This is a genomic window from Rubrivirga halophila (genome assembly GCF_046845755.1).
Lineage (GTDB): Bacteria > Bacteroidota > Rhodothermia > Rhodothermales > Rubricoccaceae > Rubrivirga.
In genome coordinates this window covers 104,761-126,914 of record NZ_CP177357.1, presented here as the reverse complement: position 1 = coordinate 126,914, position 22,154 = coordinate 104,761, and the positions used below count along the sequence as shown (strand labels likewise).

Sequence of the window (22,154 nt, the reverse complement as noted above, 5' to 3'; positions counted from 1 at the left end):
GCCGCAGACGCGCGGCGGGGTTCCCCCAGGGACGGCACGAAGCTAACCCGCGGCGCCGGAAGGCGGCAAGGGCGGCGGTCGTGCCCCGGCCCAACGGCAGCGGGCCCGTCGTAGTCTTCGGGGCACGCCCTCCTCCCCTTCATGACCCTCCGCGTCGCTCTCGCCGCTCTCGCCCTCGTCGCCACCGGCTGCGCCTCGGCCCCGCCCCCGGCCGACCCCGACGCGGGCGCCATCGAGGCCGGCGTGCGCGCCACGCTCGACGCCCAGGTCGCGGCCTGGAACGCCGGCTCCGTGCGCGACTTCATGGAGGGCTACCTCCGCAGCGAGGACCTCACCTTCCTGTCTGGCGGGAACGTCCGAAAAGGCTGGGAGGAGGCGCTCTACGGCTACGTCCGCGGCTACCCGGACGCGGCGGCGATGGGCCAGCTCACGTTCTCCGACCTCGACATCCAGGCGCTCGCGGCCGACAAGGCACTCGTCTGGGGCCGCTGGCGCCTCCAGCGCGACGGCGACGCGCCCGGCGCCGGGCCGGGCGGCCTGTTCACCCTGCTCTTCGTCGACACGCCCGACGGCTGGCGCGTCGCCCACGACCACACGTCGTCGGAGTAGAGGCCCCCGACCCCGCGACGGCGCCCCACGAGCCGCCCGCGGTGCGCGCCTGCGCGCGCCGGTCTCCCCGACGGATTCACCGACCTACCGACCCATGCCTTCCACTCCTGACCTGTCCGGCCGCGTCGTCGTCGTGACCGGCGCCGCCGGGCGGCTCGGCCGCGTCGTCGCCCGTCACCTCTCGGACGCCGGCGCGGCCGTCGCCGGGCTCGACCGCCAGCCCCACGACGTCGGCGACGCCGCGATCACGGCCGACCTCACCACGCCCGAGGCCGCCGACGCCGCGCTCGCCGCCGCCGCCGAGGCGCTCGGCGACATCCGCGGCGTCGTCCACACGGTCGGGATGTGGGCCGGGGCGCCCTTTGCCGAGACGACGCTCGACGAGTGGCAGACCGTCCTCGACGTCAACCTGACGAGCACGTTCGTCGTCTTCCGCGCGGCGGTCCGGCGGATGCTGGCGGCCGAGCGCGGCGGGCGGCTCGTGGCGATGGCCTCGGGGCAGGGCGCCGACAAGGGCGTGGCCCAGCAGGCGGCATACTCGGCCTCGAAGGCCGGCGTCGTGCGCCTCGTCGAGGCCGTGGCCGCCGAGTACCGCGACCGCGACCTCTCGGCGGCAGCCGTGGCCCCGTCCATGATCCTGTTCGGCGACGAGCCCGAGGGTGCGCGCGGCGTCAGCGTCGACGAGGTGGCCGCGCTGTGCGTGACGCTGTGCGGCTCGGCCGGCAGCGTCCACAGCGGGTCCGTGCTCCGGGCCTACGGATCGATGCGCTAGGGCGACCGCTCCGGCTCGGGCGGCGACCGTTCGCCCACCTCGCCGGCCGCCGGCGGGCGCCGTGTGCTACTGTCCGGCTGCCCATCCCCTCGTGCTATGCGTGCCGCCACCTGTTTCGCCCTGCTCCTCGCCCTCGCCGCCTGCGACTCGACCCGGACGCCGCCCGACGCGGCCGTCCTGATCGACGGCGACGCCGAGACCACGCTCGACGCGTCGGTGACGTACGTCGAGATCGAGGGCGGCGCCTGGGTGCTCCGCGACACTGGCGGCCAGCTCTACGAGCCGACGAATCTGCCCGACGCCTACCGCGTCGAGGGGCTGGCGGTCCGCGCCGAGGTCGACGTGCTGGAGGACTACGCGAGCGTTCTGCAGGTCGGCCCCATCGTCCGGATCCGACGGATCGCGCCGCGCTAGCCGTGCGCCTCGCCCGTCCCTGGGCCGTGCCCATCCCGTTCGCCATGCGTCGCCTGAGTCTCCTCGCCGTCCTCCTTCTCGTCGCAGGGTGCGACTCTTCCGTGGGTCCGCCCGAGGCCGTCGAGCTCGTTGCTGGCGAGGCCGATGCGACGCTCATCGGGACGATGGAACTCATCGAGACCGAAGAGCCCGGCTGGGTGATTCTGGAGGAGGGTGGCCGTCTCTACGGGCCGACCAATGTGCCGCGCGCGTACAAGGTCTCCGGCCTGGCCGTGCGCGCCGAGGTCGACCTGCTCGACGAGCAGGTGGACAGGAACGTCCCGTTCGGGCGTCCCGTCCGGATCCGGCGGATCGCGCCGCGCTAGCGTGCACCGACGCGCTCTCACCCCGGCCCTCCTGCTGGTGGGCTGCGTCGGGCCGTCGCTGCTGGCCGACGACCCGATCACGTCCATCAACGCGCTCGCGGACACGCGAGACGCCGTCGTCCGGCTCGTCGGCGGCGAGGCCTACCCGGCCCGGGCGCTCGTCGTGGCGCCCGACTCGGCCTCGTGGCTCGCCCCCGACGGCGTGCTCCTCGCGGTCGCGACGGTCGACATCGAGGCGGTGACGTTCCCCGGCCCCGCCCGCGATCTCGACGCGTGGGCCACGCTCGGCGGCGCGGCCGTGGGCGTCGGGCTGGGCGTGGCCACGGTCGGCGACCAGGACCCGTCCCAGGGCCTCGTGCTGACGCTGGGCGCCGGGCTGGTCGGCGCGTTCGTGGGGACGGTCGTCCGCGACCGCCGCTCGCGCGAGGTTACGGTCCGGCTGGCACCCGCCTCTGACGGTTAGGCGGCCCGCCAGTTTTCCTGGACGACGATCCCGCGTTCGGCCAGGCGCTCCAGGAGCGGCCCCGCGGGGAGCGCGCTGTGGGCCGAGGCCGACCCACCGCCGGGCAGCACCCGGTCCGCCAGCAGAATCGCCGCCGCCGCCGCTGGGAAGCCCGTGCACCGCTGCATGGCCGAGAGCCCGCCCGAGGCGTCGCACCGGTCGACCATCTCGTAGACCAGCGTCCCGGCCTCGCCGTCGCGCTCGCCGTCGACCTCGATGCGCAGGAGGACGGCGTCGTCGTAGGCCCCGCCCAGGCGCTGGCGCAGGCGGCGCACGAGCACGTCGCGGTAGGTGAGGTGGGTGCGGACGTCGAGCGAGGTCCGCTCGGCCAGCCCGAGGTCGAGGACGAACCGCATGCGCTCGGCGTGGCCGGGGTAACGGAGCGTCTTGACGTCGAGCGCGTCGACGGTCCCCTCCAGCGCCTCGACGAGCGCGCCCAGCCCGGCCGAGGTGTAGAACGCCTCCATCTCGCCGAACCCGTCGACCTCGATGGTCTCCAGCCCGGTCAGCGGCTCGCGCGTCTCGATCTGGCCGCCGCGCAGGACGGGCGCCGGCTCGGTGTAGTCGTCGATCAGGCGCTCGGCCGAGTGCGCCAGCCGGTGCCGGAACGGTTCGGGCGGCGTGATCGGGACGTCGCCGACGCGGATGCGGATGGCCGTGGTGCGGTCCATGGCCTCGACGCCCCGCATCGTCAGCACGCCGACGAGCCCGGGCGCCAGCCCGGCCCCGGTCATCACCCAGCGCTGGCGGCGATCGGCGTGCTCGGCGAGGCCCGGGAGCGGCCCGCCCAGGTCCACGAAGTGCGCGCCCAGGTCGAGCGCCAGCCGCGCCAGCCGCTCGCTGTGCTCGGGGCCCACGCACGACACCACGACGGCGCTCCCGGATAGGATCGGCTCCAGCCCGGAGGCGTCGCGGGCGTCGCCCTCGTACGTCCGCAGCCGCGGCGCGGCGTGCGCGGCGCGGAACGCGCGCAGCGTCGCCGGCTGGGCCTCGCACACCTGGACGCGCGCGACGGCCTCGTCGCGGGCGAGGTCGACGGCGACGGCCGTGCCGATGGCGCCGGCTCCGAGAACGGTGATCTTCATGGCGTGCGTGGGGGACGCCCCAAGGTATCAGGCGCCGGCGACCGACGGGCCCCGATCCGCCCCTCGAGACGGCGGCCCGGTGACGCATCGCTGGCGCTGCGGAGCCCGACCTTGGCCCGGCGCGTTCGACCCGGGCGCGCCCGCCTCCCCACCGCCCCGGCGGCCCCCTATGATCGTCCGCACCGACGCCGTCGTCCTCCACGCCTTCGACTACGGGGAGACCAGCAAGATCGTCCGGCTGCTCACGCGGCCGCACGGCGTGATCGGCGTGATGGCGCGCGGCGCGCGGCGGCCAACCAGCACGTTCGGGTCGACGCTGCAGCCGATGTCGTACCTCCAGGCGGTCTACTACCACCGCCCGCAGCGCGGCCTGCAGACGCTCAAGGAGGCCGCCCACGTCGTCCGGTTCAAGCGGCTCACGACCGACATCCACAAGGTCACCCTGGGTCTGCGCGTCGTCGAGGTCACGCGGTCGCTCGTCGAGGAGGGCGAGGCCCACCCGCTGATCCTCGACCACGTCGTCCGCACGCTGGAGCACATCGACGAGGCCGAGGCGAACGCGGCGAACGCCGTCCCGTGGTTCCAACTCCGGCTGGCCTCGATGCTCGGCTTCGCGCCCGACATCCAGCGCGCCGACGTCGAGGCGCTCGGCGACGACGGCGGGCGGCTGCTGCTGCGGAGCGGGGCCATTCTCGCGGCGGGCGCCGAAGCGACGGCCTACGGCCTCTCGTCGTCGGGCGACGGCGTCGACGCCAGCCGGGCGGCGCTGCGGACGTTCGCGATCCTGGCCAAGACCGACCTCGCCACGGCCGGCCGGATGCGCCTGGCGCCCGAGGTCCGGGCCGAGGCCGAGGGGCTCGTCGACGCCTACGTCCGGGTCCACACCGACGCGTCGTACCCCGACCGCGTGCGGGGCGTGGCCGACCAGATGGACACGTATCTCGCCCGCTCGCGCGGTGGCGCCCGGGACATGTGAGGGCGGGCGACGCCCGTTCAAACGAGGATTCCCGGATAGAGGAAGCGGGCCCCGCAGGCCCCGGTCGCCTCCCCACGGGCCTACAGGGCGGGCGTGTGCGCTCGATACTGTGCGGAGTTGTGTGTATCCCCCCCCGCCCCGTACCTTCGGGAGCGCCATCTCAGCCCGCCCCATGAGCCGCCGACAGCTCACCCACAAGCAGCACGCCTTCCTCAAGTTCCTCCGCGAGCACATCGACGACCACAAGGTGTGGCCGACGTACCGAGAGATTGCCGACCATTTCGAGTACCGGTCGCCGAACTCGGTGACGCAGAACCTCCAGGCGCTCTCGCGCAAGGGGTTCCTGCAGCGCGGCCGCAACGGCTACGCGCTGGTGGAGCAGGGCGCACGCGACGGCTCGATCCGTCTCAGGGGCGCGCTCCGCAGCGGGCAGATCGAGCCCGGCCCCTCGGACCGCCTGTCGCTGACCTCGCTCTTCCCGGACTTTAGCGGCATCCACGCCGTCGAGCTCGGCGACGACGTGTCGCGGACCTCCGAGCTCGGCCAGGCGCGCTACGTGTTCGTCGGCGAGGGCGAGGTGCCGGTCGGGGAGACGGCCGTGGTGATGGACGGGCACCGGCTGGCGATCGGCCCGATGCGCGACGACGGCTGCATCGACTGCGACGACGAGCTGGTGGCGCCCGAGGTGCTCGGCCGCTACGCCGGCCACGCCGGTCCCTACGGGCTCGTGCGGGCCCAGGCGCAGCTGGCGGCCGAGGCGTAATGCGCACCGGGCGGGGGGCGCCTTTAAGGCGGCGCTCGCCTGTCCGATACCGGCGCGGAGCCCCCTCCGACGCCCATGCCGCGCTTTCTCCCCGCCCTCGTCCTCGCTGCGATCGCCCTCTCCGCCTGCGACGCGGGCGGGTCCGACCTCGGCGCCACCTCTGGCTTGTGGGCCGGGACGGCCTCCTTCGAGGTCGACACCCTGATGCAGGACCAGAACTTCCGGGTGGTCGGCGACTACGACACGCGCTACGAGTTCGACCTCACCGAGGACGAGGACGGCCTCGTCCTCGGGTTCATGAACATCTACAACACGGGCACGCTGACCGTCCGCGAGCCGCGCAACGTGGGCGGGACCCAGACGGTCATCGAGCACGAGGTCGTGTGGGACGATGACCTGATCCACTCGTGGCCGGTCTACGGCACGTATGGCCGGCCGACCCTCGAGGTCGACCTCCCCGAGGCCGAGGCGGCCAACGTCTTCCCGAAAGACCTGTGGACGTTCACCGTCACCGGCGACCGGGCCCGGCTGCAGGACAAGCGGATCCTCCACGGCTACACCTTCGCGGTGTTCGAGGACTACGACTCGCCGCACACGTTCGCGCTCAGTCCGTCGAACGAGGACGAGTTCCGGATGGAGCGCCAGTAGCGGCCCCGTCCGGACGGCTTTTCGCACGGCGGCACCGCTCCGAGCAGTACACGACGGCGTCCCAGTCGCGCGCCCACTTTTTGCGCCACGCGAATGGGCGCCTGCAGACGGGGCACGTCTTGGTGGGAAGGTGAGGCTTGCGGTGGGCGATGGCGACGCGTGCGGCGGAGCGCCAAGGTGCCCCCGGATCGCGAGCGGCGCCAGCCGGCACGCAATCGGACCCACGGACAGAGCGTGTCCGCTACCGCCCCGGCGCGGAGGCGGGCCGATCCGGTATGTTCGACGGCTGTCCTCCCCCCTGCCGTGACCGTCCGCCACATCGCCGCCGTCAAGACCGCCCGGTACGCCGTGCTGGGGCCCGAGGATGGGCCCGTGTCCGAGGTCTGGCTCGTGTGCCACGGCTACGGCCAACTCGCGCCGTACTTCGCGCGCCACTTCCGCGCGGTCCAGCGGCCGGGCCGCCTCGTCGTGGTGCCTGAGGCGCTGAGCCGGTTTTACGTCGGCGGGCCGGGCGCGAGCACGCGCGGCTCGCGCGAGCGCCGCGTCGGGGCGACCTGGATGACGCGCGAGGACCGCCAGCACGACATCGCGGACGTGGTCCGCTACCTCGACGACGTGTTCGTGGCGGCCTGCACCCGTGCCGACGCCGACCCGCTCACGGTCCCGCTCGTCGGGGTCGGCTTTAGCCAGGGGACCGCCGCCGTCGCCCGGTGGCTGGCGCTGAGCCCGCTCGTCGCGCGGCGCGAGCGGCGGGCGCGGCGGCTGGTGCTCTGGGGCGGCGGCCTCCCGCCCGACCTCGACCTGGCCGCCCATGCGGGCTGGCTCGCCGACGCCGGCGTGACGCTCGTCGCCGGCGACCGCGACGGGTTCGCGACGCCCGCCCGGGTGCTCGAGCAGGAGGCCCGCCTGCGCGACGCCGACATCCCGTTCGAGTCGATCTCCTTCGCGGGCGAGCACCGGCTCAACGACCGCGTGCTGCGCGAGCTGGCGTGAGCGGCGCCGTCGGCCGCTTTGCGCCGAGCCCGACCGGCGACCTCCACCTCGGGAGCGCGCTCGCGGCGCTCGCGGCGTACGCCAGCGCCCGCTCCGCCGGCGGCCGGTTCGTATACCGGGTCGAGGACCTCGACGGGCCGCGCGCCGTGCCCGGCTCGGCCGAGCGACAGCTCGACGACGCGCGCTGGCTCGGGCTCGACTGGGACGAGGGGCCCGACGTCGGCGGCCCGAACGGCCCGTACCGCCAGTCCGAGCGGTTCGACCTCTACGAGAACGCCCTGCGCCAGTTGGCAGACGCCGGGCACCTCTTCCCCTGCCGCGTCTCGCGGCGCGACTTGCGCGAGCTGGCGAGCGCGCCGCACGGCGCCCCGGGCGTGCCGCCGTATCCCGCCGCGCTCCGCCCGACCGCGCTCGCGCCCGGCTGGTTCGACGACCACGCGGCGACGGCCGACGCCGCGCTCCGCTTCCGCGTCGAGCCCGGCACCGTCTCGTTCGTCGACCGCATCGTCGGCCCAGTGGCCGAGGACGTGTCGGCCTCGGTCGGCGACTTCGTGCTGCGCCGCCGCGACGGCGTCTATGCCTACCAGCTGGCGGTCGTCGTCGACGACTTGGCCCAGGGCGTGACGGAAGTGGTGCGCGGGCAGGATCTCTTGGACTCGACGGCCCGGCAGATCCGGCTGGTCGAGGCGCTCGGCGGCGAGGTCCCGACGTACGCCCACGTGCCGCTGCTGGTGGACGCCGAGGGCGAGAAGCTGTCGAAGCGGACGGCAGCGATGTCGCTCCGCGAGCTGCGCGCGGCCGGCGTGCGAGCGGAGGCCTTGGTGGGGTGGCTGGCGGCGGCGCTCGGACAGGGCGACGGCTCCCCCCGGACACCAGCCGAGGTCGCCGCCGCGTTCGACGTGTCGCGCGTCGGCACGGCGCCGATCCCGGTGCCGGACGACTTGGCTGATGCGCTCCGCTAGCTTGCGCCATGACCGAGACCCTGACCGCGACGATCACTTGCCCCGAGTGCGGCACGCCGACCGAGGCCGAGATGCCGACCGACGCGTGTGTGTTCTTCTGGGACTGCCCCACGTGCGCCGCCGTCGTCCGCCCCAAGCCGGGCGACTGCTGCGTGTTCTGCTCCTACGCCGACCGCCCATGTCCGCCCATCGCTGGCTCCTCCTGCTGCTCGTAGCGCTCGCGGCCCCGGCCTCGGCCCAGATGCTCCCGTCGGGGACGTGGACCGGCGAGCTCGTACGCGCCGACGGCGACCGCGAGCCGGTCGAGGTGGCGCTGGAGCGATGCGCGGGCGGGTTCACGCTCGCGATCGATGTCGGCGGGCGGGAGGCGCTCGTGCCCGAGGACGCCCCCGCGACGTGGCGGCGCGGCACGCTCGCGTTCGAGACCGGGCGCGTGCGCCTGCCGGGCGCCCTCCTGCCGCGCGCGCTGGTGTGCACACTTGCAGCCGGCGACGACGGCGCGCTCGCCGGGACGTGCTGGTGGGGCGGCGAGCGCGTCCGACTCCGGCTCGCGCCCCCGGCCGACGCCTCGTTCGGCTGCTAGGGTCCGTCACGTAAGTCGGTCCGTCGGCGAGCGAGAGCCGCTGGCGGTGTCAGCAAGGCGCCCGACAGCCTGCCCCGGCTTGCCGGGGAGATCGATGCCCAAGCATCGGACGAGGAGGGGAACGCCGCAGGCGCCATCTGAAGCCTCGCGCAGACAGGATCCGGATAACGTGTCGGGCCCTAGGGTCAGGCGCTCCGCGTGCGCCAGTCGCGATCGCCGCGGAAGCGCCGCCCGGCGGCGTAGACGAAAAACAGGCGCCGCGCGCGGACCTCGCGGCGGCCGTCGGCGACGGCCCACCCCGCCTGCGCCGCGTTCGCCAGCAGCGACCCACCCGCGAGCGTGGCGGCGACCGTCTGCGCCAGCACGTCCGGCGACGCGAGCGCGACGGACAGGGCGGGGACCGCGAGCGGGACGAACTGGCCGGGGCGCTCGGCGTAGCGCGTGACGAGCTCGCGGAGGTAGCCGACGGAGGCGACAGCGTCCTCGATCTCGGCGACGGCCGGGGCGACCTGGGCGTGGTACACGCGGTCGGCCTCGACGGCGAACTGGGGCTCCCAGGCGGCGGCGCCCAAGTCGGCGGCAAAGGCGTCGATGGCGGCGCGAAAGCGGGCGAGCGCCGGGTCGAGGTCGGCGCGCACGTCGAGCACCTCGGCAACCGTCGCGCGGTCGAAGAGCGGGAGCCGCTGGAGCACGTGCGCCGCGAGCCCGCCCGCCTGCGCGCGGTGCGCGTGCGGCTCCGAGACGCCGACCCGGCCGGCCTCGACGGCGAGCCGGAGCCCGTCGGCGGTCGGTCCGTCGAGAAGGGGCGTCACCAACCCGCGCTCGACGGCGTCGGCGACCGACGCGGCATACGTCTCGGCGGCGGTCTGGGAAAAGTCGGACGGCCGCGCAATCGCGCCGACGCCGAGCGTCTCGACGGTCAGCCGCCCGGCCGCGACGGCGGGCGCGAGCGCCTCCAGCCCGCTCGCGGCCGTGGCGTCGGCGAGCGCGCGCCGGTAGCGCCGCCACCACGCGTCGACGACGTCGCGCGCCACGTCTGCATCGACGCGTCCGGCCGCGAGGACGGCCGCCAGCCGGGCGGGCGCGTCGTCGAGCCCGAGGTCGTCCGCGAGGCCGGCGAGCACGTCGAGGCGGGCCGCCAGCGCGGTCGGCGCGTGGTCGCGCAAGCGGAGAAGCAGGCTCGCAGCCGGACTGCACAGCGTCACGCGGTCGCCGTAGAGCAGGGCCGCCTTGACGAGCGGCAAGCCGACGGCGAGGTCGGCGGGGAGCGCCGAGCGCGGGGGCCCGACGCCGACGGTGAGGTCCATGACGGGGCGCGTGGTGGGGCCGCAGGGTCGGGCACGGCAGTGCCACCGGGCGGTCACGGGACTGGCGCACTACTGCGCTAGCGGGGCTTGCGAAGCCGCCCGGGACACACACCTGGCACACCTGTCCCCGACCTTTGGGCTCCGCCCAATCCGGCCCGCCGGGCCCCACCACCGATATGCGTCGACAGGTCATCGAAAAGCTCGAAATCCTGGCCGACGCGGCCAAATACGACGCCTCGTGCGCGTCGTCGGGCGGCAAGCGCGAGAACTCCAAGACCGGCATCGGCAACAGCACCGGCGCCGGCATCTGCCACTCGTACACCGAGGACGGCCGGTGCGTGTCCCTCCTCAAGGTCTTGTTCTCGAACGTCTGCATCTACGACTGCGCGTACTGCGTGAGCCGCCGCTCCAACGAGGAGGTCGAGCGCGTGGCGTTCACCGTCAAGGAGGTCGTCGAGTTGACGATGGGGTTCTACAAGCGGAACTACATCGAGGGGCTGTTCCTGTCGTCGGGCATCTTCGGCGACGCCGACACGACGACGGAGAAGCTGGTCGCCGTGGCCCGCTCGCTCCGCCACGACCACGCGTTCAACGGCTACATCCACCTCAAGGTGATCCCGGGCGCCAGCCCCGAGCTCCTGACGGAGGCCGGCCGGCTAGCGGACCGGCTGAGCGTCAACGTCGAGATCCCGAGCGAGGCGGGGCTCAAGCAGGTCGCGCCCGAGAAGGACTACAACCAGGTGTTCGCGCCGATGGGCCACGTCCGCGACCGGATCGACGCAGCCAAGGAGGAGCGCAAGACCGACCGCCGCGCGCCCCGGTTCGCCGCGGGCGGCCAGTCGACCCAGCTCGTCATCGGGGCGACGCCGGAGACCGACCGCCAGATCCTGGAGCTGACCGACGGGCTGTACTCGGAGCAGAAGCTCCGGCGCGTCTACTTCTCCGGCTTCGTCCCGCTCGGCGGCGACAGTCGCGTGCCGGACCCCGAGTCGTACCGCGCCCCGCTCCACCGCGAGCACCGCCTCTACCAGGCCGACTGGCTGCTCCGCAAGTACGGCTTCGACCTCGACGAGGTCGCGCCGCCTGGCTCGGCGAACCTCGACTCCGACATCGACCCGAAGACCGCGTACGCCTTGCGCTACCCGTCCCTTTTCCCGGTCGACGTCAACAAGGCGCCGGTCGAGTGGCTCCAGCGCGTGCCCGGGCTGGGCTTGCGGAGTGCGCGCCGGATCGTCGCGGCCCGGCGCCGCGGGACGGTCCGCTGGGACGACCTGCGCGCGATGGGCGTCGTCCTGAAGCGCGCCCAGCACTTTTTGACGACGCCCGACCACAAGCCCCACCTCATCGGCCAGGACCCAGGGGCGGTCCGTCGGCGCATCGTCGGCGGCAAGGCCGGAGCCCCGCAGCTCTCCCTCTTCGCGCCAACGCCGGTCGCGCTCGCGACGCCCCCCGCCGCGCCGGTCGCCCTCGCCGCGTGAGCCAGCCGCCCGCCCTGCCCGTCGACCCGCACCTCGCCGTCGAGACTGACGGGACGTTTGCCGGCTTGCTGTGCGCGTACGCCGCGGCGTACCGGCAAGGCGCCCTGCCCGCCTCGGTCGGCCTGATCGGCGCGCCGGCCGACGGCGCCCTGTTTGGCGCGCCGATCCGCGTCGAGACCGAGGCGGCCATCGCGGACCGCGTCGAGCGGGGGCTGGACCGGCTCGTGCCCGGGCTCGTGGGGCGGCTCCGGCGCGCCGTGCTGAGCGAGCGGCCCGGCATCGAGGTCGCCGCGCTCCGGCTGGCGGACGCGGTCCGGGCCGAGGGCGCGGCGGTCGCCGAGGACTGGACGTTTGATCCGGCCCGCGAGGTCGGACGGTGGAGCGGACGCGTTGGGCGCGAGGCGCACCGGATGGAGGCGTTCGTCCGGTTCGAAGAACACGTCGCGGACGGCGTCGAGACGTGGACGGCGACGGCGCGGCCGGAGTACCACGTGCTGCCCATCTTGCACCCCCACTTCGAGGCGCGGTACCCGACACTCGCGTGGCGCATCGTCGACGCGCGGCGCGGGCTGGCGCTCGTCCACACGCCAGAGCCGGACCGCGCGCCGGGCGACCCGGCCAGCCGCATCGTCCCGGCCGTCACGCTGGGGCTGGCCGACGCGGCGCCCGACGAGGCGGCGTACCAGACGATGTGGAAGGCGTACTTCCAGGCCGTCACCATCCCGGAGCGGCGGAACCTGAAGCTCCACCTCCGGCACGTCCCGAAGCGGTACTGGCCGTACCTGACCGAGAAGCAGACGCTGGCGCCGCTGGCGGCACCGGTCGCAAAGGCGCGGGCGCCGCGAGCGGCCGTGCCCGCCTCGGGGCCGCCGCAGGGTTAGCCTGCCGTCTCGGCGTCCGGGTCGGCCACCTCGCCGGCCACGAACGGGCCGATGTAGAGCTGCTGGAGGAGCACGCGGCCGACGCCCAGGATCGGGACCACGAGCAGGATGCCCAGGAAGCCCGTCAGCGCGCCGAGCACGATCTGGCCCGCGACCACGAAGGCCGGCGCGACGCGGACCATCGCGCCCTGCACCTTGGGCGTGATGATGCTCCCCTCGATCTGCTGGGCGACCACGGCCAGCGCGAGCGTCCACAGACCGGTCGTGGTGCCGGACGCGAAGCCGACGACGACGGCCGGGGCCCACCCGATAAACGGCCCGAACGTCGGGATGACGGTAAGGGCCGCCGCGAAGGCCGCCAGCGCCAACGCCCCGGGCACGCCAATCAGGGTCAGCCCGGCCAGCGCCATCCCGCCGAGCACCACCACGGCGACCCCGACGCCCTTGAGCCACGCCAGCAGCACCGCGCCCATCTCGCCCATCATGCGGCGCACGAACGGCTGGTGCTCGCGGTCGAACAAGCGGACGACGGCGCTCGTGTACTGGGCCGGGGCGGCGGCCGTGTAGACGGCCACCACGAGCACGACCAACAGCCCCGAGAGCACGCCGGCGGCGGTCGAGAACCAGCCGAACAGCTGGCCGCCGATGGACCCGACCGCGGCGGGCACGGTGAGCACGCCCTCGGGCAAGCTCAGCCGCTCCCGCGCGGTCTCCAGGAGCTCCGGTGCCTGTGCCCACAGCTCCGACGCCTCCGTGACGAACCGGGGCCCGGCCAGCGCGCCCGCCGCACCGGCCACCCCGACGACAGCGACCACGACGACGGCCAGCGTCGCGCCCCGGGGCACGCCGGTGCGCCGGGTCAGCCACCGGCTCGCGCCGTAGAACAGGACGCCGAGCGACACCCCCAGAAAGACCAGCAGCACGGCGTGCCGGGTCGTCCACAGGACGAACATCCCGACGATGGCGAGGACGGCCAGCGACGCCACATAGCGCGCGCGCTGCCGGAACGCCTCCGGCGTGTCGATCGGGGTGTCCTGGTCAGTCATGCCGGGTCCGACGCGGGCCCGGCCCTGCGGTTCAGGCCGGACCGGTCGGTGCGGGATCTCCCCAGCCCGTCTCGAACAGCGCCAGCCGAACCCCATCGTCACCGGCGACCGTGCCCGCCCGGCGCATCCCGGCCTTTTCCAGCACGCGGTGCGACGCGGCGTGGTCGGTGTCGCTGATGGCGACGACGCGGGCCATTCTCAGGTCGCGGCGGGCGTGCGCGAGCGTGGCCCGGGCCGCCTCGGTCGCGTAGCCGTGGCCCGCGTGCCGGGCAGCGATGGCGTAGCCGAGGTCGGGCGCGTCGAGCGTCGGGCGGCGCAGGACTCCGCAGATGCCGACGGGCTCGCCGGTCTTGAGAGCCACCAGATAGAGCCCGTGGCCGTGCGCGGCGTAGCTCGCGAGCGGCCCCTCGCGGAGGTAGCGCTCGGCGTCGGCCGTGCTCTCGACGTCGCGGCTCCCGATCCAGCGCAGCCACCCGGGCTCGGTAACCAAGCCGCGGATGAACGGGGCGTCCGCCAGCGTGAGACGGCGGACGACGAGGCGGGCGGTCTCGAAGAGCACGTGGACGGGGGACGGGGGACGGGGGACGGGAAGATGCGGGCGGCCCGGGGTTGGCGTTGCCCCTCCGACAACCGATCACCGACCACTGATCACCGACGAAAAAAACCGCCCGCCCCGGCGCGAGGCCAGGGCGGGCGGGGTCGGTGGGGCCGAGGGCTCATCACCCTGTGCCCGTCACCCATCACTCGCTACGCCATCTCCAGCTCATTGTTGAGGAAGTCGCGGAGCACGTAGTTCAAGATCCCGCCGTGGCGGTAGTACTCGACCTCGACCGGCGTGTTGAGCGCGACGGTCACGTCGAACGAGGCCTGGGAGCCGTCGGCCTTGGTGACCGACACCGCCAGCGTCTCGCCGGGCGCGAGGTCGTCCGAGACCGGGATGTCGAACGTCTCCGTGCCGTCGAGCCCGTACGTCGCCAGCGACTCGCCGGCCTTGAACAGCAGCGGCAGGACGCCCATGCCGACCAGGTTGGACCGGTGGATCCGCTCGAAGCTCTCGGCCACGACGGCCTTGACGCCGAGCAGCAGCGTCCCCTTGGCGGCCCAGTCGCGCGACGAGCCCATGCCGTAGTCCTTGCCGGCGAAGACGACGAGCGGCGTGCCTTCTTCGGCGTAGGCCTGAGCCGCGTCGTAGATGTACATCTGCTCGCCGTCCTTGGTCGTCCAGCCGCCCTCGGTCCCGGGCGCCATCTGGTTGCGCAGGCGGATGTTGCCGAACGTGCCGCGCGTCATCACGCGGTCGTTGCCGCGGCGGGAGCCGAACGAGTTGAAGTCCTTGGGCTCGACGCCGTGCGCCTGGAGGTACTGCCCGGCCGGCTCGCCCTTGGGAATCGCGCCGGCCGGCGAGATGTGGTCCGTCGTCGTCGAGTCGCCGACCTTGGCGAGCGCACGCGCGCCGACGATGGCCTCGATGCCCGGGACCTCGGGCGTCACGTCCTCGAAGAACGGCGGCTCCTGGATGTAGGTCGAGTCGTCCTGCCAGTCGTAAACGGCGCCCTCGCCGGTCTCGATCGCGTTCCAGCGCGGGTTCGAGTCCTCGATGCCCGTGTAGAGCTCCTCGAACTGCTCGCGCGTGACGGCCTGCTGGATGGCGTCCAAGATCTCCTTCTGCGAGGGCCAGAGGTCCTTGAGGTAGACGTCGTTGCCGTCTTTGTCCTGCCCGAGCACGTCGTTCTGGAGGTCGATGTCGACGGTGCCCGCGAGCGCGTACGCGACGACGAGCGGCGGGCTCGCGAGGTAGTTGGCCTTGACGAGCGCGTGGATACGGCCCTCGAAGTTGCGGTTGCCCGAGAGCACGCCCGACACGATCAGGTCGCCCTCGGTGACGGCCTTGGCGACCGGCTCGGGCAGCGGGCCCGAGTTGCCGATGCACGTCGTGCACCCGTAGCCGACCAGGTTGTAGCCCAGCTGGTCGAGGTACGACTGGAGCCCGGCCTTTTCGAGGTACGCCGTCACGACGCGGCTGCCCGGCGCGAGCGAGGTCTTGACGTACGGCTTGACCGACATCCCCTTTTCGACGGCCTTCTTCGCCAAGAGCCCGGCCGCGAGCATCACGCTCGGGTTGGACGTGTTCGTGCAGCTCGTGATGGCGGCGATCGCCACGTCGCCGTGCCGGAGGTCGAGCTCGTTGCCCTCGCCGTCGACGTAGCGGCCGGTGTTGTCGAGGGCGTCCTCCTTGAGGCCGAAGCCCTGGGGGCTGGCGGGGCGCGTCAGGCTCTCGCGGAACTCGCGCTGGACGTCGCCGAGCACGATCCGGTCCTGGGGCCGCTTCGGGCCCGACATCGAGGGCTGCACGTCGGCCAGGTCGAGCTCGAGGACGGCCTCGAACTCGGGGTCCGGTGTGTCGTCGGTCCGGAAGAGGCCCTGGGCCTTGCAGTACGCCTCGACCAGCTCGACCGTCTCCTCGTCGCGGTTCGTGCGGCGGAGAAAGTCGAGCGTCTCGGCGTCGACGGGGAAGAAGCCCATCGTGGCACCGTACTCCGGGGCCATGTTGGCGATCGTCGCCCGGTCGGGCAGCGACATCGTGCTGAGGCCGGTCCCGAAAAACTCGACGAACTTGCCGACGACGCCGTGCGCGCGGAGCATCTGGGTGACCGTCAGCGTGAGGTCGGTGGCTGTGACGCCCTCGCGGAGCTGGCCGTTGAGGCGGAAGCCGACGACCTTGGGCATCAGCATGTAGATGGGCTGGCCCAGCATGGCCGCCTCGGCCTCGATCCCGCCGACGCCCCAGCCGAGCACGCCGAGCCCGTTGATCATCGTCGTGTGCGAGTCGGTCCCGACGAGCGTGTCGGGGTACGCGACGGGCACGCCGTCGTCGCCCGGGCTGGTCCAGACGGTCTTGGCGAGGTACTCGAGGTTGACCTGGTGGCAGATCCCGCGCTCCGGCGGGACGACGCTGAAGTTCTCGAACGACTTGCTCCCCCAGCGGAGGAACTCGTAGCGCTCGGCGTTGCGCTGGAACTCGATGTCGGCGTTGATCTGGAACGCCTGGGGGAGCGCGAACGAGTCGACCTGGACCGAGTGGTCGATCACCAGGTCGACCGGCACGCGCGGGTTGATGGCCTCGGGGTCGCCGCCGTTGCGGGCCATCGCGGACCGCAGCGCGGCGAGGTCGACGACGGCCGGGACGCCGGTAAAGTCCTGCAGGAGCACGCGGGCGGGCGTGTACGGGATCTCGACCTCGGCCGGCTTGGCGGGGTCGTAGGCGGCCAGGTTGCGGACGTCGTCGTCGGAGACGGGGCCCGGGAGGTCGGCCTGGCGGGCGGCGTTCTCCAAGAGGACCTTGATCGAGAACGGGAGCCGGCCGAGGTCGGCGCCGGTCGCCTCGGCGACGGCGTCCAGGCGGTAGACGGTGTACGAGCCGGCGGAGGTGGTGAGCGTGTCGCGCGCGCGGATGGGGTCGGCCATGGGGTCGGGAGAGTCCGGAGTTCGAAGGGGGGTCGGAGACTACACGCGCGACGGGCGCAATGGTGCCCTCTCCGCGCGGTCCCGACGCGATCTCCACCCGCCGCGCAGGGGGACCAATCGGGATGACGCACCGGATGTGCATGCGGCCACCGCCGCGCGGCACGTACTCAGTCCACCAACTTGGTCGCTCATGCTCGCCGCCTCGCCCCCCTCGTGCTCGCGACTGCGGCGTCCGTGCACCCACCGCCGGCCGTCGTGCCTCGGAGCCGGGTCGTGGGATGGGACGACGACCGCAACCAGCAACCGACGATTCCGGACGACCTCGGCGAGGTGACGGCGCTGGCGGCCGGCGGTCCGTTCTCGCTCGCCCTCCACTCCGACAGGACCGTCGCGGCCTGGGTCAGCGACCTCTTCGGGCGGGCCACGCCGCCGCCGGATCTCGACGGGGTCGCCACCCTGGCTGCCGGCGGCACGCGCTGGCGCTCCGCACCGACGGCACCGTCGTCGGGTGGGGCTCCGACTCTGCGGGTGCGGCGACGCCGCCATGCGCACCCAGCGCGCGGCCGTCGTCCGGTCGCTCGCCCGTCGCCGTGACGCTTCCGACTCGTGCTAGCGACAAGCGGCCCACTTAGCCTGTAGCGATTAGCGAGGGGACCGACAGGGGGTTGGGCGGAAGGCCGGGTCGCTCTCCGGGCGGGAGGGCGTGCGGCGGGGGTCGAGCGGCGCGGGAAGGGTGCTCGTCGCCGGGGCCTGCGCCTCTGCGGCCTACGTTGGTCTGTCGGGGCCCACGGGCCCGGCGGTCTTCGACAGGTCGCGCGCGCGGCGCCCCGGCGGTGTCTCTGAAACAGCCCTGCCGTCATGCGCCGCCTCCTCACGCTCGCCGCCGCCCTCGGACTCGCCGCCGCCGTCGGCGCCCAGTCGGTCCCCCTCGGACCCGGGGCCGAGGCCGCGGCCATCGACCACCTCCGGGCCACGGCCCAGGCCCACGGCCTCACCGCGGCCGACGTCTCCGACCTCACCGTCAGCGCGGGCCACCGGAGCCTGCGGAGCGGGCTGAGCTACGTCTACGTCCAGCAGCGGCACGGCGGGGTCGACGTGGCTGAGGCGATCGCCACGGTCGCTGTCGACGCGCGCGGCGAGGTGGTCCACGCCGCGGGGCAGTTCGTGCCGCGGCTGGCGTCGCCGGTGTCGCGGCACGCCGCGGCGCTCTCGGCCGAGCAGGCGCTCGCCGAGGCCGCCGCGCGCGTCGGCGCCGCGGACATCCCGACGACCCCGCGGTCGGTCGCGCCCGGTGCCGAGCAGCGGACGGCGTTCGGCGAGGCGCGGGGGATGGCCGTGTACGCCCGCAAGGTGTACGTGCCGCTGGCGCGCGAGGGCGTGGCGCTCGCGTGGGAGGCCCAGGTCCCGATGCGCGGCCACGTCTGGATCGTCCGGCTCGACGCCGCGACCGGCGCCGAGCTGGCGCGGCTCGACCTGGTCGTGAGCGAGCACGTCGCGCCGATCGCGCGGCGGCCCGCCCGGCCGTGGGCCCCGTTCGTGACCCCCGATGCGACCGCCGCGACCGCCCGGCCTGGGAGCGGGGCCGGCGAGGACTACCGGGTCTTCGCGCTCCCCCTCGAGAGCCCGACCCACAGCGGGACGCCCCCGCCGGGCGACGGCCGCACGCTCGAGAGCGACCCGTTCGACCCCACGGCCTCGCCGCTCGGCTGGCACGACACCGACGGCATCTCCGGCCCCGACCACACGGTCACCTGGGGCAACAACGTCCGTGCCTACGACGACATCGCCGACGACGACACCGCCGACCCCGGCGACTCGCCCGACGGCACGGCCTCGCTCACGTTCGACTTCCCGGTCGACTTCACGATGGAGCCGGGGACGTACACCGACGCCGCGGTCACCAACCTGTTCTATTGGAACAACATCGTCCACGACATCCTCTACCACTACGGGTTCGACGAGGCCGCGGGCAACTTCCAGGAGACCAACTACGGCGCCGGGCCCGGCGGCGGCGACTACGTCCGGGCCGAGGCCCAGGACGGCGGCGACACCAACAACGCCAACATGGCCACGCCCCCCGACGGCTCGCCGCCCCGGATGCAGATGTACCTGTGGGATACGCCCACGCCCGACATCGACGGCGACTTCGACGCCGGCGTCATCGTCCACGAGTACGTCCACGGGCTGACCAACCGGCTGACCGGCGGCGCGTCGGAGGCGACGTGCCTCAACAACGCCGAGCAGATGGGCGAGGGCTGGAGCGACTACTACGCCCTCGCCTTCACCCAGGACGCGGGCGACCTCGGGACCGACGGCCGCGGCATCGGGACCTTCGTCCTCGACCAGCCGACGACCGGCCCGGGCATCCGGACGCACCCGTACTCGACCGACACCGGCACCAACCCGCACACCTACAGCGACACCCTGGTCGAGATCGCGCCCCACGGCGTCGGCTCGGTGTGGGCGGCGATGCTGTGGGACGTGCACTGGGCGCTGATCGACCTGCTCGGCTACGACCCCGACCTCTACGACGCGACGGGCGGCGCGGGCAACCAGGTCGCCCTCCAGCTCGTGACCGACGGGCTCAAGCTCCAGCCGTGCTCGCCGGGCTTCGTCGACGGGCGCGACGCGATCCTGGCCGCCGACGCCGCGCTCTTCCCCGACCCTGGCTTCCCGGCGCTCGGCGTCCACCACGCCCTCATCTGGGACGCGTTCGCGGCGCGGGGGCTGGGGTGGTCGGCCGACCAGAACTCGTCGACGACGAACGCCGACAACCTCGAGGCCTTCGACGTCCCGCTCGCGCCGGGGACCGTCGACGTGGACGTCCCGCCGCTGACGTTCATCGTCCCACCCGGCGGGACCGCTGGCGACGGGATCCTCGTCACGAACACGAACGGGCCCGGCGACGGGGTCGCCGAGGTCACGGCGGTCGTGACGCGGACCGACCAGCCGGCCCCGCTCGCGCTCACCGGCGGGCCGGACGACTTCGGCTACACCTTCCTCGACTCCGACGAGCCCGGCGGGCCGACGGTCGGGTTCGAGGACATCTCGGGGACCGGCACGCCCGTCGCCTTCGCGCCCACCGGCGGGTTCCCCCCGACCGACGAGGGCGTAGCCGACGTGGCGCTCCCGTTCCCGTTCGACTTCTACGGCGCGCCGCAGCCGTCCGTGCAGGTCTCGACGAACGGGTTCGTGGCCTTTAAGCCCCACGTGCTCGACACGTTCGTCAACTCCGGGCTGCCCTCGGCGGCCCTCCCGAACGGCATCGTCGCCGCGTTCTGGGACGACCTCCTGGCGGGCGACGCGGGCGTCGTCTACGTCGGGCTCCTCACCGACGGCCGGTTCGCCATCCAGTGGGACGACGTCGAGCGGTTCCCCGAGGGCGGCTCGTCGTTCACCTTCCAGCTCATCTTCGCGCCCGACGGGTCCATCGAGATCCAGTACGAGACGATGACGGGGACGCTGACCAGCGCGACGGTCGGGATCGAAAACCTGACCGGGACCGACGGGCTCGAGGTCGTCGTCGACGGGCCGTACGTGGCCTCGGCGAAGGCCGTCCTGATCGTCCCGCCGATCCCGTGGGTGACGGCCTCCCCGTTCGGGGTCTCGATCCCCGAGGGCGGCGCCGAAGCGATCGCCGTGGACGTCGCCGCGAGCGGGCTCCCCGACGGGGTCTACACGGCCGACATCCAGATCACGACGAACGACCCGGTGACGTCGGAGCTCGTCGGCGTGACGATGGAGGTCAGCGGCGGGGCCGCGACGCTCGTCACGGGCCCGCGCGGGCCGCGCTTTTTCGGGCCGCCCGCCGACGGGTTCACCGTCGACGACCTCGCCGCGCAGAACCTGGTCCGTGGCGTGCCCGGGTACTACCCCGCCAACGCCCACCCGACGCTCCTCACCGAGTACAACACGGCGACCAACCGCTGGGAGGTCGGCGCCGGCGCCGGCGACGTGCTGCCCCTCGGCAAGGCGTTCCGCTGGTTCATGACCGACATCGACGGGATCGGCCACCCGGCCGTGTCGCAGAGCGTGGCCCTCCCGTTCTCGCTCGCGACCCCGCTCCCGCTCAACACGGCCGACGTCCGGCTCCGCCTCGACACGTCGGGCAACCGCTGGAACCACCTTGCGAATCCGTTCGGCGAGCCGCTCGACCTGACCGGCGCGTCGACGTGGCCCGGCGGGTTCGCCATCTTGGGCGGGCTCTTCAGCTACGACGCGACGCTGAGTTCGTGGGAGCCGTCGCCGCCGAGTCTGGCGCCGTGGCACGACTTCCGGTTCCGCTCGCGGGGCCCGCGCGCCAACGGCAAGCAGCGCTACCTCATCATCCCGGCGAGCGCCGCCGGGCCGCTCGCGGGCCGCGCTGCCGCGCCCGCACCGCCGCCGGGGCTCACGTTCCGGCTCGACGCCCGCGCCGCGACCGGCCGCCGCCTCGGCGACCGGATGCTCGCGCTCCGCTTCGACCCGGCCGCGGGCGCGGCGTACGACATCGAGGAGGACGTCGAGAAGCTCCAGCCGCCGGCGACGGCGTACGCCCTCCTCGGCACACGCGCCGGCCGCGCGCTCGTCGCCATCGACGCCCGGCCGTTCGCGCCCGCCGAGATCCCGCTGGCGCTCGAGGCGCGCGGGACGGCCGCGGAGATGACGCTGTCGTGGGACGCCGGCGCCCTCCCCACGGGCCTGTCGGTCGTCCTCGTGGACCTGGCGACCGGCGCCGAGATCGACGTCCGCGCGCGGTCGAGCTACGCGTTCCGGGTCGCTCCGGCGCCAGCGCTCGACACCGTCCCGGTGAACGACCTCGCCGACCCCTCCGCAGCGGCCGACCGGTTCGTGCTCCGCCTCGGCGAGGCGCTCGCCGACGCCGAGGCGGTCCGCGAGGTGGCCCTCGACGCGCCCGCCCCGAACCCGTCGGCTGGCGGGGCCGTCGTGCGGTTCACGCTCCCGGAGGCCGCCGCCACGCGGCTCGTGGTGTTCGACGTGCGCGGTCGCGAGGTGGCCGTGCTGGCCGACGGGACCCTCGAGGCCGGGCGCCACGAGGCGGCGCTCCCCGCCGCCCTCGCGGCGGGCGTCTACGTGGTGCGCCTGACGGCGGGCGAGGCCGTGCGGACGCGCCGGGCGGCCGTCGTGCGCTGAGGGCACGGCGGCCGGGGGCGCACATACCAGGGCGCGGCCGCCGTGCGTGCCGCGAGGGCCCGGCTGGAGCGGTCCGGCCGGGCCCTCGGCCGTCCGGCCGGGGCGCCTGCTACAGATCTGCAATTTCGGCTCGATACCGACCCATCGCGGCGACCAACGCCGCCCGATCCCC

General features: G+C 73.9%; 22 protein-coding genes. 16 read left to right on the top strand and 6 right to left on the bottom strand.

Annotation, left to right across the window (positions count from 1 at the left end; genetic code table 11):
* Positions 1-141 precede the first annotated feature (141 nt).
* From ACLIRP_RS00535 to ACLIRP_RS00515, 5 genes are all read left to right on the top strand, one after another.
* Entirely contained in the window at positions 142-609 is a 468-nt protein-coding gene (locus ACLIRP_RS00535) for a YybH family protein (protein ID WP_412061997.1), read from the top strand.
* 94 nt (positions 610-703) lie between these two features.
* Complete coding sequence (locus ACLIRP_RS00530; RefSeq protein ID WP_412061996.1) at positions 704-1,381, top strand: SDR family NAD(P)-dependent oxidoreductase; 678 nt, start codon at positions 704-706, stop codon at positions 1,379-1,381.
* Positions 1,382-1,477: 96 nt separating this feature from the next.
* Complete coding sequence (locus ACLIRP_RS00525) at positions 1,478-1,795, top strand: hypothetical protein (protein WP_412061995.1); 318 nt, start codon at positions 1,478-1,480, stop codon at positions 1,793-1,795.
* A gap of 2 nt (positions 1,796-1,797) precedes the next feature.
* Positions 1,798-2,160: a hypothetical protein gene (locus ACLIRP_RS00520; RefSeq protein ID WP_412061994.1), complete on the top strand. Its 363-nt coding sequence runs from the start codon at positions 1,798-1,800 to the stop codon at positions 2,158-2,160.
* Position 2,161: 1 nt separating this feature from the next.
* Positions 2,162-2,623, top strand: a complete 462-nt coding sequence (locus ACLIRP_RS00515; protein ID WP_412061993.1) for a hypothetical protein — start codon at positions 2,162-2,164, stop codon at positions 2,621-2,623.
* Here ACLIRP_RS00515 and ACLIRP_RS00510 read toward each other — a convergent pair.
* Entirely contained in the window at positions 2,620-3,747 is a 1,128-nt protein-coding gene (locus ACLIRP_RS00510; protein ID WP_412061992.1) for a saccharopine dehydrogenase family protein, read from the bottom strand. The genes ACLIRP_RS00515 and ACLIRP_RS00510 overlap by 4 nt on opposite strands.
* 169 nt (positions 3,748-3,916) lie before the next feature.
* On the opposite strand from ACLIRP_RS00510, the gene recO reads away from it, so the two are divergent.
* The 3 genes from recO (at position 3,917) to ACLIRP_RS00495 (ending at position 6,134) form a co-directional block, all read left to right on the top strand.
* Positions 3,917-4,723, top strand: coding sequence for a DNA repair protein RecO (gene recO, locus ACLIRP_RS00505; RefSeq protein WP_412061991.1), 807 nt, complete (start codon positions 3,917-3,919; stop codon positions 4,721-4,723).
* Positions 4,724-4,895: 172 nt separating this feature from the next.
* Positions 4,896-5,486 (top strand): LexA family protein, encoded by a 591-nt coding sequence (locus ACLIRP_RS00500; RefSeq protein WP_412061990.1) that lies wholly within the window; start codon positions 4,896-4,898, stop codon positions 5,484-5,486.
* 75 nt (positions 5,487-5,561) lie between these two features.
* On the top strand, positions 5,562-6,134 hold the full coding sequence (locus ACLIRP_RS00495; RefSeq protein ID WP_412061989.1) for a hypothetical protein: 573 nt from the start codon (positions 5,562-5,564) through the stop codon (positions 6,132-6,134).
* Here ACLIRP_RS00495 and ACLIRP_RS00490 read toward each other — a convergent pair.
* Complete coding sequence (locus tag ACLIRP_RS00490) at positions 6,091-6,285, bottom strand: DUF2256 domain-containing protein (protein WP_412063732.1); 195 nt, start codon at positions 6,283-6,285, stop codon at positions 6,091-6,093. The genes ACLIRP_RS00495 and ACLIRP_RS00490 overlap by 44 nt on opposite strands.
* A gap of 152 nt (positions 6,286-6,437) precedes the next feature.
* On the opposite strand from ACLIRP_RS00490, the gene ACLIRP_RS00485 reads away from it, so the two are divergent.
* From ACLIRP_RS00485 to ACLIRP_RS00470, 4 genes are read left to right on the top strand one after another with little or no spacing between them, the layout of a single operon-like run.
* The gene (locus ACLIRP_RS00485) at positions 6,438-7,127 is read left to right on the top strand and encodes an alpha/beta hydrolase (protein WP_412061988.1); all 690 of its coding nucleotides are present in this window, start codon (positions 6,438-6,440) and stop codon (positions 7,125-7,127) included.
* Entirely contained in the window at positions 7,124-8,089 is a 966-nt protein-coding gene (gluQRS, locus tag ACLIRP_RS00480) for a tRNA glutamyl-Q(34) synthetase GluQRS (RefSeq protein WP_412061987.1), read from the top strand. Before ACLIRP_RS00485 ends, gluQRS begins: the two co-directional genes overlap by 4 nt.
* Positions 8,090-8,097: 8 nt before the next feature.
* On the top strand, positions 8,098-8,304 hold the full coding sequence (locus tag ACLIRP_RS00475; RefSeq protein WP_412061986.1) for a GDCCVxC domain-containing (seleno)protein: 207 nt from the start codon (positions 8,098-8,100) through the stop codon (positions 8,302-8,304).
* On the top strand, positions 8,268-8,672 hold the full coding sequence (locus ACLIRP_RS00470; protein ID WP_412061985.1) for a hypothetical protein: 405 nt from the start codon (positions 8,268-8,270) through the stop codon (positions 8,670-8,672). Before ACLIRP_RS00475 ends, ACLIRP_RS00470 begins: the two co-directional genes overlap by 37 nt.
* 185 nt (positions 8,673-8,857) lie before the next feature.
* Here ACLIRP_RS00470 and ACLIRP_RS00465 read toward each other — a convergent pair whose 3' ends face one another.
* Positions 8,858-9,979, bottom strand: a complete 1,122-nt coding sequence (locus tag ACLIRP_RS00465) for a hypothetical protein (RefSeq protein ID WP_412061984.1) — start codon at positions 9,977-9,979, stop codon at positions 8,858-8,860.
* 176 nt (positions 9,980-10,155) lie between these two features.
* Between ACLIRP_RS00465 and ACLIRP_RS00460 the strand changes: the two genes are divergently transcribed.
* Together ACLIRP_RS00460 and ACLIRP_RS00455 are read left to right on the top strand one after the other, a co-directional pair.
* Positions 10,156-11,457, top strand: coding sequence for a putative DNA modification/repair radical SAM protein (locus ACLIRP_RS00460; protein WP_412061983.1), 1,302 nt, complete (start codon positions 10,156-10,158; stop codon positions 11,455-11,457).
* Positions 11,454-12,338: a TIGR03915 family putative DNA repair protein gene (locus tag ACLIRP_RS00455; RefSeq protein ID WP_412061982.1), complete on the top strand. Its 885-nt coding sequence runs from the start codon at positions 11,454-11,456 to the stop codon at positions 12,336-12,338. The genes ACLIRP_RS00460 and ACLIRP_RS00455 overlap by 4 nt, the downstream gene beginning before the upstream one ends.
* On the opposite strand, the gene ACLIRP_RS00450 is transcribed toward ACLIRP_RS00455, so the two are convergent.
* From ACLIRP_RS00450 to acnA, 3 genes are all read right to left on the bottom strand, one after another.
* Positions 12,335-13,384, bottom strand: coding sequence for an AI-2E family transporter (locus tag ACLIRP_RS00450; protein WP_412061981.1), 1,050 nt, complete (start codon positions 13,382-13,384; stop codon positions 12,335-12,337). The two genes, ACLIRP_RS00455 and ACLIRP_RS00450, sit on opposite strands and share 4 nt — an antisense overlap.
* Before the next feature lie 31 nt (positions 13,385-13,415).
* Entirely contained in the window at positions 13,416-13,943 is a 528-nt protein-coding gene (locus ACLIRP_RS00445; RefSeq protein WP_412061980.1) for a GNAT family N-acetyltransferase, read from the bottom strand.
* A gap of 188 nt (positions 13,944-14,131) precedes the next feature.
* Positions 14,132-16,849 (bottom strand): aconitate hydratase AcnA, encoded by a 2,718-nt coding sequence (gene acnA, locus ACLIRP_RS00440; protein WP_412061979.1) that lies wholly within the window; start codon positions 16,847-16,849, stop codon positions 14,132-14,134.
* A 59-nt stretch (positions 16,850-16,908) separates the two neighbouring features.
* Here acnA and ACLIRP_RS00435 point away from each other — a divergent pair, with 59 nt between their 5' ends.
* The gene (locus ACLIRP_RS00435) at positions 16,909-17,481 is read left to right on the top strand and encodes an RCC1-like domain-containing protein (protein ID WP_412061978.1); all 573 of its coding nucleotides are present in this window, start codon (positions 16,909-16,911) and stop codon (positions 17,479-17,481) included.
* A gap of 226 nt (positions 17,482-17,707) precedes the next feature.
* A complete protein-coding gene (locus tag ACLIRP_RS00430; protein ID WP_412061977.1) occupies positions 17,708-21,982 on the top strand; it encodes a M36 family metallopeptidase in 4,275 nt (1,424 codons plus the stop codon).
* Positions 21,983-22,154: the final 172 nt, after the last annotated feature.